Origin of the sequence: Haloferula helveola, assembly GCF_037076345.1 — a bacterium.
GTDB lineage: Bacteria > Verrucomicrobiota > Verrucomicrobiia > Verrucomicrobiales > Akkermansiaceae > Haloferula > Haloferula helveola.
Window position 1 is genome coordinate 624,944 of record NZ_AP024702.1, and the last position, 15,533, is coordinate 640,476.

General features: G+C 63.1%; 10 protein-coding genes. 5 read left to right on the forward strand and 5 right to left on the reverse strand.

Features of this window, described 5'->3' with window-relative positions; genetic code table 11:
* Positions 1-10: 10 nt before the first annotated feature.
* Positions 11-2,338 (forward strand): hypothetical protein, encoded by a 2,328-nt coding sequence (locus tag HAHE_RS02065; protein ID WP_338688162.1) that lies wholly within the window; start codon positions 11-13, stop codon positions 2,336-2,338.
* On the opposite strand, the gene HAHE_RS02070 is transcribed toward HAHE_RS02065, so the two are convergent.
* Positions 2,339-4,372, reverse strand: coding sequence for a beta-N-acetylhexosaminidase (locus HAHE_RS02070; protein WP_338688164.1), 2,034 nt, complete (start codon positions 4,370-4,372; stop codon positions 2,339-2,341).
* 77 nt (positions 4,373-4,449) lie between these two features.
* Here HAHE_RS02070 and HAHE_RS02075 point away from each other — a divergent pair, with 77 nt between their 5' ends.
* The 3 genes from HAHE_RS02075 to HAHE_RS02085 all read left to right on the forward strand — a co-directional run bounded on the left by HAHE_RS02075 (position 4,450) and on the right by HAHE_RS02085 (position 8,242).
* On the forward strand, positions 4,450-6,120 hold the full coding sequence (locus tag HAHE_RS02075) for a hypothetical protein (protein WP_338688165.1): 1,671 nt from the start codon (positions 4,450-4,452) through the stop codon (positions 6,118-6,120).
* Positions 6,121-6,198: 78 nt separating this feature from the next.
* On the forward strand, positions 6,199-7,104 hold the full coding sequence (gene rimK, locus HAHE_RS02080; protein ID WP_338688166.1) for a 30S ribosomal protein S6--L-glutamate ligase: 906 nt from the start codon (positions 6,199-6,201) through the stop codon (positions 7,102-7,104).
* 58 nt (positions 7,105-7,162) lie between these two features.
* Complete coding sequence (locus HAHE_RS02085) at positions 7,163-8,242, forward strand: succinylglutamate desuccinylase/aspartoacylase family protein (RefSeq protein ID WP_338688168.1); 1,080 nt, start codon at positions 7,163-7,165, stop codon at positions 8,240-8,242.
* A 10-nt stretch (positions 8,243-8,252) separates the two neighbouring features.
* On the opposite strand, the gene HAHE_RS02090 is transcribed toward HAHE_RS02085, so the two are convergent.
* Positions 8,253-8,795 carry an ATP-dependent zinc protease family protein gene (locus HAHE_RS02090; RefSeq protein WP_338688169.1) on the reverse strand — a complete coding sequence of 181 codons (543 nt, stop codon included), beginning with the start codon at positions 8,793-8,795 and terminating at the stop codon, positions 8,253-8,255.
* Positions 8,792-10,441 carry a DNA repair protein RecN gene (gene recN / locus HAHE_RS02095; RefSeq protein WP_338688170.1) on the reverse strand — a complete coding sequence of 550 codons (1,650 nt, stop codon included), beginning with the start codon at positions 10,439-10,441 and terminating at the stop codon, positions 8,792-8,794. The genes HAHE_RS02090 and recN overlap by 4 nt, the downstream gene beginning before the upstream one ends.
* 107 nt (positions 10,442-10,548) lie before the next feature.
* On the opposite strand from recN, the gene HAHE_RS02100 reads away from it, so the two are divergent.
* A complete protein-coding gene (locus HAHE_RS02100; RefSeq protein WP_338688171.1) occupies positions 10,549-11,313 on the forward strand; it encodes a sulfite exporter TauE/SafE family protein in 765 nt (254 codons plus the stop codon).
* Between the two features lie 22 nt (positions 11,314-11,335).
* On the opposite strand, the gene HAHE_RS02105 is transcribed toward HAHE_RS02100, so the two are convergent.
* Both HAHE_RS02105 and HAHE_RS02110 read right to left on the reverse strand, forming a co-directional pair.
* On the reverse strand, positions 11,336-14,284 hold the full coding sequence (locus tag HAHE_RS02105) for a PVC-type heme-binding CxxCH protein (RefSeq protein WP_338688172.1): 2,949 nt from the start codon (positions 14,282-14,284) through the stop codon (positions 11,336-11,338).
* Positions 14,285-14,383: 99 nt separating this feature from the next.
* Positions 14,384-15,481 (reverse strand): alanine--glyoxylate aminotransferase family protein, encoded by a 1,098-nt coding sequence (locus HAHE_RS02110; RefSeq protein WP_338688174.1) that lies wholly within the window; start codon positions 15,479-15,481, stop codon positions 14,384-14,386.
* Positions 15,482-15,533: the final 52 nt, after the last annotated feature.

The window sequence follows — 15,533 nt, forward strand, 5'->3', positions numbered from 1 at the left end:
TTTACCCATCATGGCGCGCTTCCTTTTCCCCCTGCTCGTTCTCAGCTCGCTCCACGCTGCCCCGCTGAAGCCATTAGCGGACGCGGTGGGAACCGAGTTCGTCAACCCCGAGACCCACGATCGGGTCAGCTTTCTATACACCGTCCGGGGCGTCTGGGGCTCCCGCGAGGAACGCCGCATCGCGGGGTGGCAGAACAAGGAGTCGAAACGGCTGATGCTCGATGACGGCTTCCTCGTGGGAAACGACGACAAACGGGAGCCGCAGCCTGTCGAACTCGACCAGACGATCCCCGCTCCGCCTGCCCCGGAGGAAGAGGATGACCCGTTTCCGCGCATGCGCGAGAACGCCCTCGGTCTCGGCAACAGCGGAGCGATCCCCCACGCGGCCTGGCTGGCAGCCCTCGGCCGCGACAGGGAAGCGACCGAGGTGGCGAAGCTGATTCCCGAAAACGAAGAGACTTCTCCCCTCGAAACCTGGCAAGGCCAGCGAGTCTGGTTTCATTTCGCGGCAATGGTTCATGCCTTCATGCAGGAGCAGGACGATGAAGCCCTCGCCCACGGCGAGTTTCTGGCGAAGCGCTATCCGGACCTCACACGCGAAACCTACCCGCAAGCGGCCGACTTGGTTGCCGATCTGCGTCGACGGAAAGAAGCTGGAGAAGCTCCGGGCGAAGAAGCCATTGGCAAGCTGCCCGAAGAGGCTCAGATCGACAGTTGGATCCGACGACTTGAGGACATCAACGTGATGCAAAGCGGTCAACCGGGCGGCGTCGACCTTGGTGAGGCGGCTGCCGTTCAGGCGCTCATCAGGATCGGGGAACCCGCGATGCCCAAACTGATCGAATGCTTCGAATCCGACAACCGGCTCACCCGTTCCGTCCACTTCTGGCGGGACTTCCATCAGTCCCGCACCGTCCTCGGCGTTCACGAGGCGGCACTTGTCGCGATCATGTCGATCCTGCGGACCGAGTTCTACTCCCCCGCGGCGACCGGATCGAATCTTACCAGCAGCGGACCGGACCGGCGTGCTGCTGTCGCCGGCCAACTCCGAACCTACTGGGAAACCTACGGGGCGATGGATTTTCCGAGCCGGATGATGAAGATCCTGACCGATCGATCATTGCTGCCGGAGGCACGTCGGGAGGCGGCGTCCAACCTCGCATCCCCCTTCGCCGAGCAGCGGCTCGGGACCACGGTTTGGACCGGTTCCTGGAAGGACCCAGGAGGCGATAACCCTTGGATCAAACGCTTCACGGATCCTCCCATTCACACCGCGATGCTGTCCGCACTCGACGACGAGCTGGCGGGAATCCGACGCGAGGCGAAACGGCGCGGTGAAGCGAAGGACGATGACGAACCGGTGAACATCTTCGGCGGTGGCGATCGGCCCGTCGATGTGAAGGCGGAGAGCCGTGACGCGATGGACTTCTACATGTGGACACTCCGGAAACTTGGAGATCCGGCCGCAGTAGACGAATTGCGGAAGCGCATGGCCATCGCCACGGATCCGACAATCCGAGCATTCATCGCGCGTTCCTGTGACCAACTCGGCGATCACGACACGCTGGCCACCTTCGCCAAGGAGCTCGCAGCAGGCGAACTCGACCCCCCCGGCGCCAATGACCGGCTTTCCTACCCGGCCGCCTTTGATGCGTTGGTCAACGCCGAAGACCCGAAGGCTGCCGATGCTTTGGTGAAGACCATCGAAGCCGGACACCCGTGGCGGGAGACCGGCCTGAAGCTGCTACTGACCGAGATCTCGAGTTTCGACGATTTGAAGGAGCGGATGTTCTACCATCCGTGGTGCCTCGCGGCCCTCGCCCGCTTGCTGGAAGACCGCAGCGAGTGGGAGGAAGACGACCGGATTTGCGACGCCGCCGCCCGCCAACTCCATGTGTTGCTGGGCAACCTCAAGGACAAAGGATACGAGCCCTCGGATGAGGCCCTCAAGGCGTTGGGCAAACGGGTCCGACGAAATCTGCCCTACTACCGGGAACTGGATTACTACCTCTACGACAGCTCGGGGTTCGCCACGAGCGGAGGCCGGTTTCTACCAATTCTGCCGCCGCTCGGACGCGCCGCGACCGCCCTGGACGTCTCCGAGGGCAAGGCACATTTCCATCTCGAGAATCCTGCTAACATGCCGGAATTCCGGCTTCCGCTCAATGCATGGTGGCATCCGGAGTCGGGCGACAAAAACGAACGGCACGAGGTGGTGATCCTGCAAGCGGAGCGGGATGCCGATGGCGGGATCCGGTTCGGTGTATCGGACGGGAACGGCTTCCACGTTGTCCCGGACCGCGAGATCGGCGTGCTGTATCCGATCCCGGACCCCTGATCACTCGATCCCGATCTCGTGAACGATCAGCCAATTCGTCTGCGGAGCGGTCACAAGCACCCGGACGGCCCGGGTGCCTTCGGGCAGGGTTCCCTCGGCGACTCCGTCACGAAAACCTCCGACATCTTCCCAAACTTCTTCGCCGACTTGGGCCTGCAGCACGCCGTTCTCCAGCTTGTCGCCATTCTGGCTCGCCGGACCGCCGGTCTCGACCCGGACTTTGCCCGACCTTGGCTTCTTGAATGAAAGCGTGAGGTGATCCCCCTTCTTCAGCGCGCGGTCGGCCCAAAAAAACGTCTTTTCGCGACCGTCGAAAGCCAACTCCGGCCAGTGGTTCTGATAGATCCCGAGTGAGGTCGAAACGGTCGACCCGTCCTTGGTCTCCCGCTTCGGAGGATCCATTGGCTCGGCTCGGTTCACCCCGGCCGCATCGTAGCACTTCATGATCCCGTCCAGCCTTTTACGGAAATCATCGTAGTTCTTCTTCTCGACAGGCGTCCACGCGATCTCGGCGAGCGCGGCGATCCGGGGAAAAGCCATGTATTCGACCTTGTCCCAGGTCTTCATGTACTCGGTCCAAAGCTGGGCCTGAACCCCGAGGACGTGCTTCGCCTCCTCGGCCGTCAGGGCCGCCGGCACCGGATCATACGAATAGACCTTGGCGATCGGCAGGAATCCGGTGATTGCCTCGAACTCGGGGCCTTTCGCCAGTTCCTCGCCAGCCGAGTGCTGGTAGTGATCGAAGTAGAGGTGGCTGTTGGAGGCCATCACCACGTCGTGGCCTTCCTTTGCGGACTGGATCCCGCCCTGCTCGCCACGCCACGACATCACCGTCGCACTCGGTGCGAGACCGCCTTCGCGAATCTCGTCCCAGCCGAGGAGCCGGCGACCCTTCTTCTCCAGCATCTTCTCGACCCGCTTGATGAAGTAACTCTGAACATCGTGCCCGTTCTTCAGTCCGTTCGCCTTCATGATTTCGCGAACCCGCGGCGACTTCTCCCACTGGCCCTTCGGCGCTTCGTCACCGCCAATGTGGATGTACGGAGAAGGAAACAACTCGCACACCTCGGTCAGGACGTCGTCGACAAATCCGAAGGTCTCCTCGGTTGGCGCAAGGGTGTAGGGATGGACGCCCCAGCGGGTCATCACCTTCGGCTTGTAGCCGGGAATGTCCGAATTGCCGAACTGCGGATACGCCGCGATCGCCGCCGCCATGTGACCCGGCATGTCGATTTCGGGAACGATGGTCACGTGCCGCTCGGCCGCATACGCCACGATCTCCCGAATCTGCGTCTGGGTGTAGAACCCACCGTAGCGTTTGCCGTCATCGGAGTTCCGGTTGCCATAGGGCGGCGTCGAATCCCGATAGGCGCCGACCTCGGTCAACTTCGGGTACTTCTTGATCTCGATCCGCCAGCCCTGGTCCTCGGTCAGGTGCCAGTGCAGAACGTTGAGCTTTTGGAAGGCAAGCCAGTCGATGAATCCCTTGATGTCCGCGACCGGGTAGAAGTGGCGACCGACGTCGAGGTGCATGCCCCGCCATCCGAAACGAGGCTGATCCGAAATCGAGACCGACGGGATCTCGTGCGAGTCCTTCTTCTCACAGCCGATCAACTGCATCACCGTCCGGGTGCCATTCCACACTCCGGCCGCATCCTTCCCGACCACACTCACGCCGCGCGGCGTCACTTCGAGACGGTATCCTCCCGGGGCCAAGGACAGGCTGTCATCGACATCCAGGCGGATCTCCGAGTGGAGCATGATCTTCAGTTCCTCGGCGTAGGTCTGGGGATCGTGGCCCGTCGCCTTGGCGAGGTCTGCGGCAAGCAACTTCGCTTCGCCCGCGACAGCCCGATCGTGCCGGATGGCAGTCGCTTCCGTCAGCAGGAATGCGCCTTCGCCATCGGTAACCTCAACAGGTAGCGGGATCAGGGAGGCGGCGCTGGCCGCCACGGCTGACATCAGAAGAATCGCGGGAGTGGTCATGGACAGACTGCAGGTCGCGATCGCCTTCACTTCAACACTTAATGTCATCAATTAGATGATAAAATGACTCCCCGAGAACCTTGCTCGACAATGTTCCATTCCCGGACTCATGGTAGGCTGAGTTTATGAGTCTCCCTTCCGAGTTCAGTTTTACCCTCCGCCGGATCGGGGTCCTGATCCTTCTGCTGACGGCTCCTCTGTCGCTCCAAGCGCAGGAAAAAGACGTTCCTCCCGCCCAGACGAAGAGCGTCGCCGCACTGGAGTCCACCCTGCCCCTTCTGAAGAGGGAGAAGGAGGAACTCGAAGCTTTGCTCGAGCAGCTGAAGAGCGCGCCGAGCGATGCCGAAAAAGAGAAAATCGAGGCTGAAATTGCCGAGCACAGGGCGCGGATCAAGGAACTCCTCGACAACTTCCGCACGATCGCATCGGGGGTCGATGAAGCCGCCTATTTCGACGAGCGCAACGAAGCCGTCACGCTCAACGAGGAGTTCCAAGAGATCCTGCAGCCACTCCTTCACGAGCTCCGCGACGCGACCTCGGCTCCACGTGAGATGGAGCAGCTGCGCGATGACCTGGAGGCCGCCCAGGAACGGGCCGCCCTGGCCAACTCGGCGATCCAGCGCCTCAACGAGCTGCTCGACCGCGACAATCTCAGCGATGCCCTGCGGGAAGAGATCACCCGGACGCGGGATGATTGGAAAGACCGCATGGACGAGGTGAACGGCAGGATCGATGTGATCGAGGCCAAGATGGAGGAACGTCGACTCAACAGCCCCACCCTCCTCGAGGCCGCTTCCGAAGGCCTCTCGACCTTCTGGAAGAGCCGGGGCCTCAACGTGTTGCTCGCGATCGTTGCGTTCTTCGTCACCTTCATCGTTCTTCGGAAGCTCTACTTTCTCTTCCAACGGATCAGCCCCTTCCACCGCAAGGGCAGTTTGAAATTCACCTCGAGACTGGTGGACCTGACTGCAGCCGCCCTCTCGATTCTCGCCGCCCTCTCGGCCACCCTGATCGTCTTCTACCTGCGGGGTGACTGGTTGCTCCTGACGATCGCGGCCATCCTCCTCGCCGGGCTGATCATCGCCTCGCGCAATTCCCTGCCTCCTTACATCGACCAGATTCGGACGATGCTCAATCTGGGTTCGGTTCGTGAGGGGGAACGGATGATGTACGACGGCATTCCCTGGCGTGTCGACCGCCTCGGTGTCTACTGCCATTTCACCAATCCCCTGCTCGGAGGAGGCACACTGCGTCTTCCGATCCGAGCAGTGGGCGATCTTCACTCGCGGCCCACCGACAAGAAGGAGCCGTGGTTTCCGACGAAAGAGGGCGACTGGGTCGTCCTCGGCGACGAGGTTTACGGGAAGATCGTACAACAGACGCCCGAACGCATCACGGTTCTCAAGCTGGGCGGCAGCCGGAAGGTCTATCCCTCCGCGGACTTCCTCTCCCTATCGCCGGAGAATCTCTCAACCGGCTTCCGGGTGACCACCGTCTTCGGCATCGACTACGCCCACCAGGAGTTCTGCACCACGGAAGCTCCGGGTATTTTCCAGAAATACATCGAGAACAATCTCATCGAGACCTTCGGCCACGACGTGCTTCACAATCTGAACGTCGAGTTCAGCGCCGCCGGCGCTTCGTCTCTCGATTACACCGTCCTCGCCGACTTCACCGGTGAAGCGGCACCACGCTACAAGGCCATCCAGAGGCGCCTCCAGAAACTTTGCGTCGACGTCTGCAACGAGCAGGGTTGGACGATTCCGTTCACCCAGATCACCTTGCACCAAGCCTGATCCGGGTTTTCCGTTGACGCTTCCGGATCGCGACTCTAGCCGTCGCGTGACGGGCACAGCCCCCGCACACCTTTCCCGATGAAGATCGCCGTACTCTCCAGAAACCCGAAGCTCTACTCGACCCGCCGCCTCATCGAGGCCGGTAAAGAACGTGGACACGAAATGCGCCGGATCGACTACCTGCGCTGCCACATGAACATCACCACGATGCGTCCAAAGATCTACCTCGGTGACGAGGAGCTCGCGGACTACGACGCGGTGATCCCCCGCATCGGGGCATCCCACACCTTCTTCGGAACCGCTGTGGTGAGGCAGTTCGAAATGATGGGCACCTACCCGGCAAACGAGTCGGTCGCGATCTCGCGTTCGCGGGACAAGCTGCGCTCGCTGCAGTTGCTCGCCCGCAAGGGCATCGGTCTCCCGGTGACCGCATTCGCTCACGACACCAAGGCAACCGGCCACCTGATCAAACTCTGCGGCGGTGCCCCGATCGTGATCAAGCTGCTCGAAGGCACCCAAGGGGTCGGCGTCGTTCTCGCCGAAACCCAGAAAGCGGCCGAGTCGGTGATCGAGGCGTTCCGAGGCCTCGATGCCAATATTCTCGCCCAGGAATTCATCAAGGAAGCCGGTGGCGCGGACATCCGCTGCTTCGTCGTCGGCGACAAGGTGGTGGCCGCGATGAAACGTCAGGGTGCCGAAGGCGAATTCCGCTCGAACCTGCACCGCGGCGGCTCCTCGTCGGTCATCAAGATCACTCCCGAGGAGCGCTCGACTGCGGTTCGTGCGGCGCGCGTGATGGGCCTCAATGTCGCAGGCGTCGACCTGCTGCGCTCCAACCACGGCCCCGTGGTGATGGAAGTGAACTCTTCCCCCGGCCTTGAAGGGATCGAGGAGGCGACCGGCAAGGACGTGGCCGGCAAGATCATCGAATTCATCGAAAAGCACGCCAAGAGCGGCTCGACTCGGACCCGCGGGCAAGGCTGAGTGCAGACGCGCTCGCCGCTCGACCCGGGTGGGCATTCCATCCACTCTGGCCCGGCGGATGCCACGACAACCCTCCACTCCGTCCTTCACGATCGGCGACGCGATGATCCCGCCTGGATCCCGGCAGCGCGTGTCACTGGAGGTCGGCACTTTCCTGACCTCGGAGGTCCTGCGGCTGGACGTGCACGTGATCCACGGCAAGCGCCCGGGACCTTGCCTGCTGCTCACCGCCGCGATCCACGGCGACGAATCGAACGGCACCGAGATCATCCGCCGGATTCTGCGCGACCCGCGGATCCGCCGTCTGCGCGGCACCCTTCTTGCGATTCCAATCGTCAACCGTCCGGGTTTCGTCACCCGGTCCCGCTACATGCCGGACCGACGCGACCTCAACCGGCTGTTTCCCGGCACTGCCACCGGATCGCTCGGTGGCCGGCTCGCAAGGGTGCTCGTCGAGGAAGTCGTCCCCCGTGCCGATGCCGTCATCGACCTGCACACCGGCGCGGTCAACCGACCGAACTTTCCCCAGATCCGCATCTGCCCGGACGCTCCGGATGATCTCGAACTCGCCCGGACCTTCGGCCCGCCGGTCATCCTCATCGGCCAGCCCCGCGAGAACACCTTCCGCCACACCTGCCAGCAACTCGGCAAGCCGATCCTGCTCTACGAGGCCGGTGAAGCGCTGCGACTCGACACGCCCGCCATCCGCTTCGGCGTGCAGGGAATCCTCGCGGTGATGCGGAGCATGGAGATGCTGTCGGGTCGAGGACCCGCACCAAAACGGCACAAACCGCTCGTCTCCCGCCGCAGCTTCTGGGAACGCGCGCCCGCCGGCGGGATCTTCACACCGCTGGTCGCGCTTGGCAAAGCGGTGGAAGCCGGCACCCAGCTCGGCTTCGTCGCGGACCCACACGGCTCGGGCGACACGCCCGTCGTTGCAAGCAAGGCGGGAGTGCTCATCGGTCGAACCAATGACGCGGCCACCGATGAGGGCGATGGCCTCTTCCATGTCGCGACGCTCGACAATCTCGGCACCGCCGAGAACCGCATCGCGAAGTCGACCGAGATGCTCCCTTCCGCCGAAGACAACGAGGACGACCACCCGGTGCCCTACGACTCGCTGACCGACACGATCTGACGGCCCGAGCTCAGTGTCCCCCGCGGGCGTCGAACATGCCCATCAAATGGTCGCGCGCGGTATCGATCAGGAAGTAGCCGGAAAGCGCCCGCCGCCCGAGCAGCATCGAGCACAGCATACGGCTGCGGTTGGCCAGTGTCAGACGCGCCCGCCAGCGGAAGCCGCCGGGAAGTTCGAGCTCCGTCTCGACCCAGATCCGCGGCTTCGCCTCGCCGGTCGAACTCTTGACCCGACTCACGCCGCCGACCTTCATTTCGCACCACTTACGGCGTCCATAGTGGTCCCGGGTGAAAAAGCCGACCGATGAGCAGTCGTCGGACAACACGATCTGTTCGGCATGGATGCTCGAACTCCGCGCTCCGCTGTCCGTCTTGGCGTGGAAGGGCCCCGCATCGAACTCCGGCAGCATCACCCACTCGCGCCGGCCGATCACCAGCTTCTCCGCCTGGCGCCGCCGGGTCGGCAACCCGAGCTCGGACGCGACTTCTCCCGCCGGGCGGCCGTCATGGCGGACCTGTCCGACGTGGCATCCGGGTTTGCGTGTTCTTCTCATGCCGTTTCCAAAAGGCTTTGCGCCATGTCGCGCGCCGAGCTTCCGCCGCCGCCGAGCATTCTCACCAGTTCGTCAATCCGGGCATCGCCGGTGACCGGGAAGAGACGCGACCGCGTCCTTCCGGAAGTCACCTGCTTCTCGACCACGAAATGTCGCGCCGCCGTAGCCGCCACCTGCGGAAAGTGGGTGATCGCGACCACCTGGTGGCGTTCTCCCAGCACCGCCATCTTGCGTCCGACCGCCCGCGCGATCTCTCCACCGACATTGGCGTCGATTTCGTCGAAAACCATCAACGGCGTCGAATCCTGATCCGCCAGCGCACTTTTGACCGCCAGCATCACCCGGCTGACCTCACCGCTCGAAGCGATCTGCCGCAGCGGCAGGAGCGGTTCTCCGGGGTTCGGCCCGAAGAAAAACTCCACCGTTTCGAATCCCGAAACTCCCGGATCCCGACGCGCCTCAAGACGGATCTCGAACGAGGACTGCTTGAAACCGAGGTCGCGAAGCTGGGCGGCGATCTCCTTGGCCAACCGTGGCGCGGCCTTCTTCCGGCGCGTGCCAATCAGCCGGCCCGCGGCATCCACCGCTTCCCGCAATTTCGCCGCCTGTTCCTCAAGCCGCTTGAGTCGTTCTCCCCGGTTCTCGACCGAGTCCAGCCACTCGGCACAACGGTCGCGATGGGCCAGCACCGCCTCAAGCGTCGGGCCGTATTTCCGCTTCAGGGACTCGAATAGATTCACCCGCTCCTCCAGCTCCGCCGCTTCGGATGGATCGAGATCGAGTTCTTCCGCGTAGTCCCGGAAAGACCGCTCGAGTTCCTCCAACTCGACCACGGCGCTTTCAAGACCGATTGTTTTCTCCGAAATCGTCGGATCGAGCTTCTCCAACTCGCGCACCAGCCGCTGGACTTCGCCCAGCATGTTGACGATGCCGCTCTCGTCCTCGCCGAGCAGGTTCGCGGCCGCTCCCGACAACTCGACGAGCCGGCTCGCATTGCCCGCCCGGCGCCAGCGGTCGGTGATGTCATCCTCCTCGTCCGGCTTCAGCTCGGCCGCATCGATCTCATCGACCTGATGCCTGAGGAGTTCAAGCTCCTGCTCGCCCGCGCTCTCGGCATCGCGCAGGTCGTCCAGTTCGGACTGCTTCTCGCGCCATGCGTGCCACGCGCTGCGGTAGGATGCCAAATCGACATCGGCGTAGGCGTCGAGCATCACCAGCTGACGCTCGGTCGAAAGCAACGACTGATGGTCGTGCGGACCATGCAGATCGACCAGCAACTCCCCCACCCGCTTGAGCAATGCGAGGGTCACTGGCGAGTCGTTGACGAACTGCCGGTTCGCGCTGGCCCCGATGACCCGGCGCACGATCAGCACTCCTCCCTCGCAAACATCCAATCCTCCCTCCTCCAGCACCGCATCCACCTCGGCGGAATCGCCCAACTCGAAGACGGCCTCGACCGTGCAGGTCGACTCGCCGGTCCGAATCAGCGACTTGTCGGCCCGCTCGCCGAGCACCAGCTTGAGCGCGCCGACGATCACCGATTTGCCGGCACCCGTCTCGCCGGTCACCGCCACCAGTCCCGAGCCCAGTTCCCAGACGAGTTCATCGACGAGCGCGAGGTTGCGGATCTTAAGAAGGGTGAGCATGTCGGGCGTTCACCGGCGAGTATGCCAATGCCACCCGCCGAATCAACACCGGCGAGCCTGACAACGATTTCACTTGGCCTGGGACCGCATCGGCCTCGAATGGGTGCGTGCCCAGCTCCGCCGAATGGATCGTGCTTGTCGCCGGCTTCCTCGCTGGCGCGATCAATGCCATCGCAGGCGGCGGCACCATGCTGACCTTCCCCGCCCTGCTCGCCGCAGGCCTCCCGCCCGTGCTGGCCAATACCACCTCGACCGTGGCCCTCTACTTCGGCATGCCGGGGTCGGTCTGGGCCTTCCGGCGGCGACTCGCCGAAGTGAGCAGGTGGATCCTGCCGCTTGCAACTGTCTCGCTGGTCGGCGGCCTCCTCGGCGCCATCCTCCTCGTCCAGCTGCCGGAGTCCGCCTTCGAGACCGCGGTGCCATGGCTGATCCTCGGCGCCACCGCGCTGTTTCTCGCCAACGAACCGATCCGACGCTGGGCCCTGCGGAAAGCGGCGGACACGGACGAGCCGGACCATCCGCCCCGCTGGGGTGGCGCGTTCCAGTTCGGTGTCGCGGTCTATGGCGGCTACTTTGGCGCGGGTATCGGCATCATGATGCTCGCCGGGCTCGGTCTGCTCGGCCTGCGCGATCTGAACCGGATGAACGCGCTGAAGAACCTGCTCGGCCTGCTCTGCAACACCGCCGCGATGGTCTACTTCCTCGTGACCGGTGCCTTCGACGGCCGCCTGACCGTCTTGCTTCTGATCGGCTCGATCCCCGGCTACTTCCTCGGGGCCCACTTCGCCCAGCGGGTCCCCACGAAAGTCGTCCGTTTCATTGTCGCAGGCATCGGGATCTCGATCGCCCTCAGCCTGCTGATGAAGTCCTGAACCTCCGGGCAGTGCCGGCAGATCACTCCATCGGGTGCTCTTTGAGCAGCTCCTCGGGTTTCCAGAAAATGCTCCGGTCGCTGGTCGCGGCACGCGCCTTCTTCACCGTTTCGGGCTTCACCGGGGCCGCCTTGTTACCCCACGAATTCCGGACATACGTCATGACGGCCGCAGCCTCCTCGTCGTTCAGGAGAGCTCCGAACGCGGTCATCGGAGGCACTCCCTTGGCCGGATCGTAAACCGTGCCGTTGACTTCCAGTTTTCCCCAAAGCCCGTGCAACACGAGCTTGGCCAGGCGCTCGTCGCTGCCGGTCACCCAAGCGGTCCCGGCGAGCGGCGGGTAAGTCGGATTCATGCCCTTGCCGTCGGGCTGGTGGCAGGTCGCACAATGGGCATCACGGTGGTAAACCTCCGCGCCCAGCTTGTAGGCTTCCGCGTCGGCACCGGTAAGATGATCCGGCACCTTGACCTCGATCTTCTGCTCCTGCTCGTCGACCTGCGTCGGCATCTTGCCCTTGGTCGGATCCGCCGGTCCCCAGTGATGTTTCACGGTTGCGGCCGCGACCCGGGCGTGCGGCTCGGGAGAATTGAGCATCGCTTCCAGAAGACCTTCGTTCCGCACGTGGAACTGCTGGTGGACCCAGAGTGCCTCCAGCAAAGAGTGCGCGTCCTCTTTCTTCTTAGGATCAAACTGCTTCATCCACTCGGTCACCGCCGCGATGACCTCGCCCCGCTCGCGTTCGCTGAGCTCGATCCGGGTCCGGTGCCGGACTCCGTCGACAGGATGCTTCAGGTTCTCCAACAGCGCGGCAATCGGCTGGCCATCGATCGCCACCGGCTCCTGCAGCGGCCGATCCTTGTAGACCATCCGGTAGATGCGCCCGTGCCTCTTGTCGCGCTTCGGGTCACGGATGTTGTGCTGCATGTGGCCGATGATGATGTTCTGCCAGTCGGCGATGTAGAGCGCACCGTCCGACCCGAACTCGGCGTCGGTCGGCCGGAAGTTCTTGTCGTCACTGTAGAAGAAACTGTCAGTCGGCGTCCCCCAGACCTCGCCGAGCTTGAACTCGGTCTTGCCGTCCTTGTAGCCGTCACGGTGCAGCTCGTAGCGCTTGATGCCGAGGTAGCCGATGGAGTTGCAAACGAGGAAGTCCTGCTGGAGGTCATCGGGGAAGTTCGCGCTCGAAACGATCGCGTCGGCCGGCACCGGACGGACTTCCTTCTTCACCAGCGGGAACATCTTGAAGCCGTTGCCGTTCGGACGCACCTGGTAGGACCGCCCGCCGGTTCCATCGTTGGCGAAATGATAGCCCCAGCGGTCGAAACTCGTGCCGTGGGGGTTCGGGCTGTTGCCGGCGTGCACCGTGATCGTGTAGCGGCGCGGGTCGAACCGATACATCGCCGATGCCGTCGCGTGCAGCGCCGAACCCCACGGATGCTCGAAGCTGTTCTGAAGGAAAACCCCGCTCTGCCAGTAAAGCGCGCCGTCCGGGCCGATGATGAAGTTGTTCGCCGAATGGTGGGTGTCAGACGAACCGATCCCCTGCACCAGGACGATGCGGATGTCCGCCTTGTCGTCACCGTCGATGTCCTTGAGGAAAAGAATATCGGGTTGGGACGCGACGATCACCCCACCGGCCCAGAACTCGAAGCCAAGCGGGTTGTGGACCTTGGCGAACTCGATCGCCTTGTCGGCGACACCATCGCGATCCTCGTCGGGAAGAATCAGGAGGCTGTCCGTCATCTCCTTCAGAGGCTCCCACTTCGGATAGGTGCCCCAGCACGCGGCCCACAGCCGGCCTTTGCCATCGACCTGCATCTGCACCGGGTTCGCCATCTCCGGGAACATCTTCTCATCGGCGAACAGATTCACCTCGAAGCCCTCCGGCATGTGCATCTTGGCGATGGCCTCTTTGCCGTCGAGATACTCCTCGCTACCCTCCTTCGCCGCACTCGAGCTCTTGCTGCCGCCGCCGACGTTCGAGATCACTTCGACCGGTTCGGGCACGTTGGAATCATCCACTTTGTAAGTCTGGTCCTTCGCCACCGCCCAGATCTTGGGATCCCTGTTGGCGGTCATCACGTCGAGCATGTCGAGTTCGTGCGCCAGCACCTCACGGTTGGTCTGCCCGTTGACGAACTTCAGGCCCGAGCGGCCACCCCAGATGTCATTTCCATCGACCGCGCGGTAGCGGTTGTGCCAGTGCCAGTTCTTGTCGAGCACCGCCTCCCGAAGCGGTTCCATCGAAGGCGACGCCTTGACCTCCTTGCCGGCAAGCGCCGATGCGATCACTTCGCCGAGCTGCCGGTTGCCTTCAGGCAGAAGGTGGATTCCGTTCATCGTGAGCGGAGTGTCGGCCTTCGAGTACAGGCCCTGGGTCGGAGAGAACAGGTCGACGAACGCGACTCCCTTCTCTTCGGCGACGTGCTTGATGGCGCCGGTGTAGAGAGCCAGATTGACGTTGTTCGCCTTGCCATCCGGAAGCAGCGGATCCCGGAGGTCCTCATGCGCGATCGGAGAGAAGAGCACGAGCCGGGGTGCTGACTCACAGTTGAATTTGGTGGCGCGATACTTGTCGACCATTCCGCCAAGGTCCTGCTTGAACTTGTCGACCCCCTTGTCACCGGCGAACGACTCGTTGTAGCCGAAAAAGACGAAGACCACGTCCGCCTTGCAGTGGCTCAGGTAGTCTTCCGGAGAGGTGAATCCCTTGCTGCGCGGCCTCGACGTCACCGTGTCGCCGGTGAAGGCAAGATTGCGGAAGCTCAGCTTCTTGTCCGCGAGTTCACTCTGGATCAGCGTCTCGACCCAGCCATCGTGCTGCATGCGATCGGCGAGACCATTGCCAACGATGCAGACGGTGTCGTTGTCCTGCAGCGGCAGTTGGGCATCGGCCTGGGTGGCGAGAAGTCCCGCGCTTGCCAGCGAAAGCAGGGCGAGGTTGAGGGTCGAACGGACGGGTGATTTCATGAATGGGACAGTTACCGTGCCCGCGACGCCCCTCTTTCCCCGGAAAAGCGCGAAACCGAAAAGCACAAGGCCACCTTCCCGAATTCGCAAGCCGTGGGCCTATTCAAGGCAATCGACCAGCGCCGCAAGAACGAGGTCGACGTTCGCTTGGGTCGCCGAATGCCCCATCAGCCCGATCCGCCAGACCTTCCCGGCCAGCGGACCGAGTCCTCCACCGATCTCGACCCCGTAGGTATCGAGCATCGTCGCCCTCACCCCGGATTCATCCACACCCTTCGGCACCAGCACGCAGTTCAGCGTGTGGAGGGATTGCTCGGGAAGGTAGTCGAGACCGATCTCCTCAAGACCCGCACGCAGGCGCCGGTGCATCTTCGCGTGACGCTCGATGCGGGCGTCAATCCCCTCTTCCAAAATGATCCTGAGACCCTCGTGCAGGCCGTAGATCGAGTTGACCGGCGGTGTGTGGTGGTAGGCCCGTTGGCTACGCCCTTGATAGTACTTCGCCAGCATGCCGATGTCGAAATACCAGCTCCCCACCGTCGACTTCCGTCGCTCCATCACCTCGACGGCCGCGGGAGAAAACGATACCGGCGCAAGCCCGGGTGGACAGGAGAGGCACTTCTGGGTCGCCGAGTAGGCTGCATCGATGTACCAGCCGTCCAGGTCGACTTCGTGTCCGCCGAGCGACGTCACCACGTCGACCAGCAAAAGCATGCCCTCTTCGTGAAGCATCTTCGCGACCCCCTCCAGAGGCTGATGCGCTCCGGTCGAGGTCTCGGCATGGACGATCGCCAACACCTTCGCCTTCGGATGTCGGTGCACCTCCGCTTCGATTTCCTCGACCGTGAACACCTCTCCCCACGGTTTCTCGAGGCGGTGGACCGTCACACCGTAGCGCTCCATCATGTCGGCCATCCGGCCGCCGAACAGGCCATTGATGCAAACCAGTGCCTGATCGCCCGGTTCGAGCAGGTTCGCCACCACGCACTCCATGCCGCCCATGCCGGTGGCGGAAACCGGAAAGGTCAGTTCATTGGAGGTCCGGAAAAGCTCCCGTAGCATCGAACTGGTCTCATCGAGCAGTTCGACAAAGCGTGGATCGAGATGCCCCAAGGTCGGCGCCGCCATCGCGCGGCGCACGCGGTCGGGCACGGTGCTCGGTCCGGGGCCCATCAGAATTCTCTCGGGAAGCGCCATTTGCTTAGGATTTCCTAAACAAAAAGGCCCAGAGAATTGGCTCCAGGTCAAT

Bases quoted from the DNA above. Each gene is read 5' to 3' on its own strand.
- HAHE_RS02065 (WP_338688162.1), top strand. From the start codon at position 11: ATGGCGCGCTTCCTTTTCCCCCTGCTCGTTCTCAGCTCGCTCCACGCT.
- HAHE_RS02070 (WP_338688164.1), bottom strand. From the start codon at position 4,372: ATGACATTAAGTGTTGAAGTGAAGGCGATCGCGACCTGCAGTCTGTCC.
- HAHE_RS02075 (WP_338688165.1), top strand. From the start codon at position 4,450: ATGAGTCTCCCTTCCGAGTTCAGTTTTACCCTCCGCCGGATCGGGGTC.
- rimK (WP_338688166.1), top strand. From the start codon at position 6,199: ATGAAGATCGCCGTACTCTCCAGAAACCCGAAGCTCTACTCGACCCGC.
- HAHE_RS02085 (WP_338688168.1), top strand. From the start codon at position 7,163: ATGCCACGACAACCCTCCACTCCGTCCTTCACGATCGGCGACGCGATG.
- HAHE_RS02090 (WP_338688169.1), bottom strand. From the start codon at position 8,795: ATGAGAAGAACACGCAAACCCGGATGCCACGTCGGACAGGTCCGCCAT.
- recN (WP_338688170.1), bottom strand. From the start codon at position 10,441: ATGCTCACCCTTCTTAAGATCCGCAACCTCGCGCTCGTCGATGAACTC.
- HAHE_RS02105 (WP_338688172.1), bottom strand. From the start codon at position 14,284: ATGAAATCACCCGTCCGTTCGACCCTCAACCTCGCCCTGCTTTCGCTG.
- HAHE_RS02110 (WP_338688174.1), bottom strand. From the start codon at position 15,481: ATGGCGCTTCCCGAGAGAATTCTGATGGGCCCCGGACCGAGCACCGTG.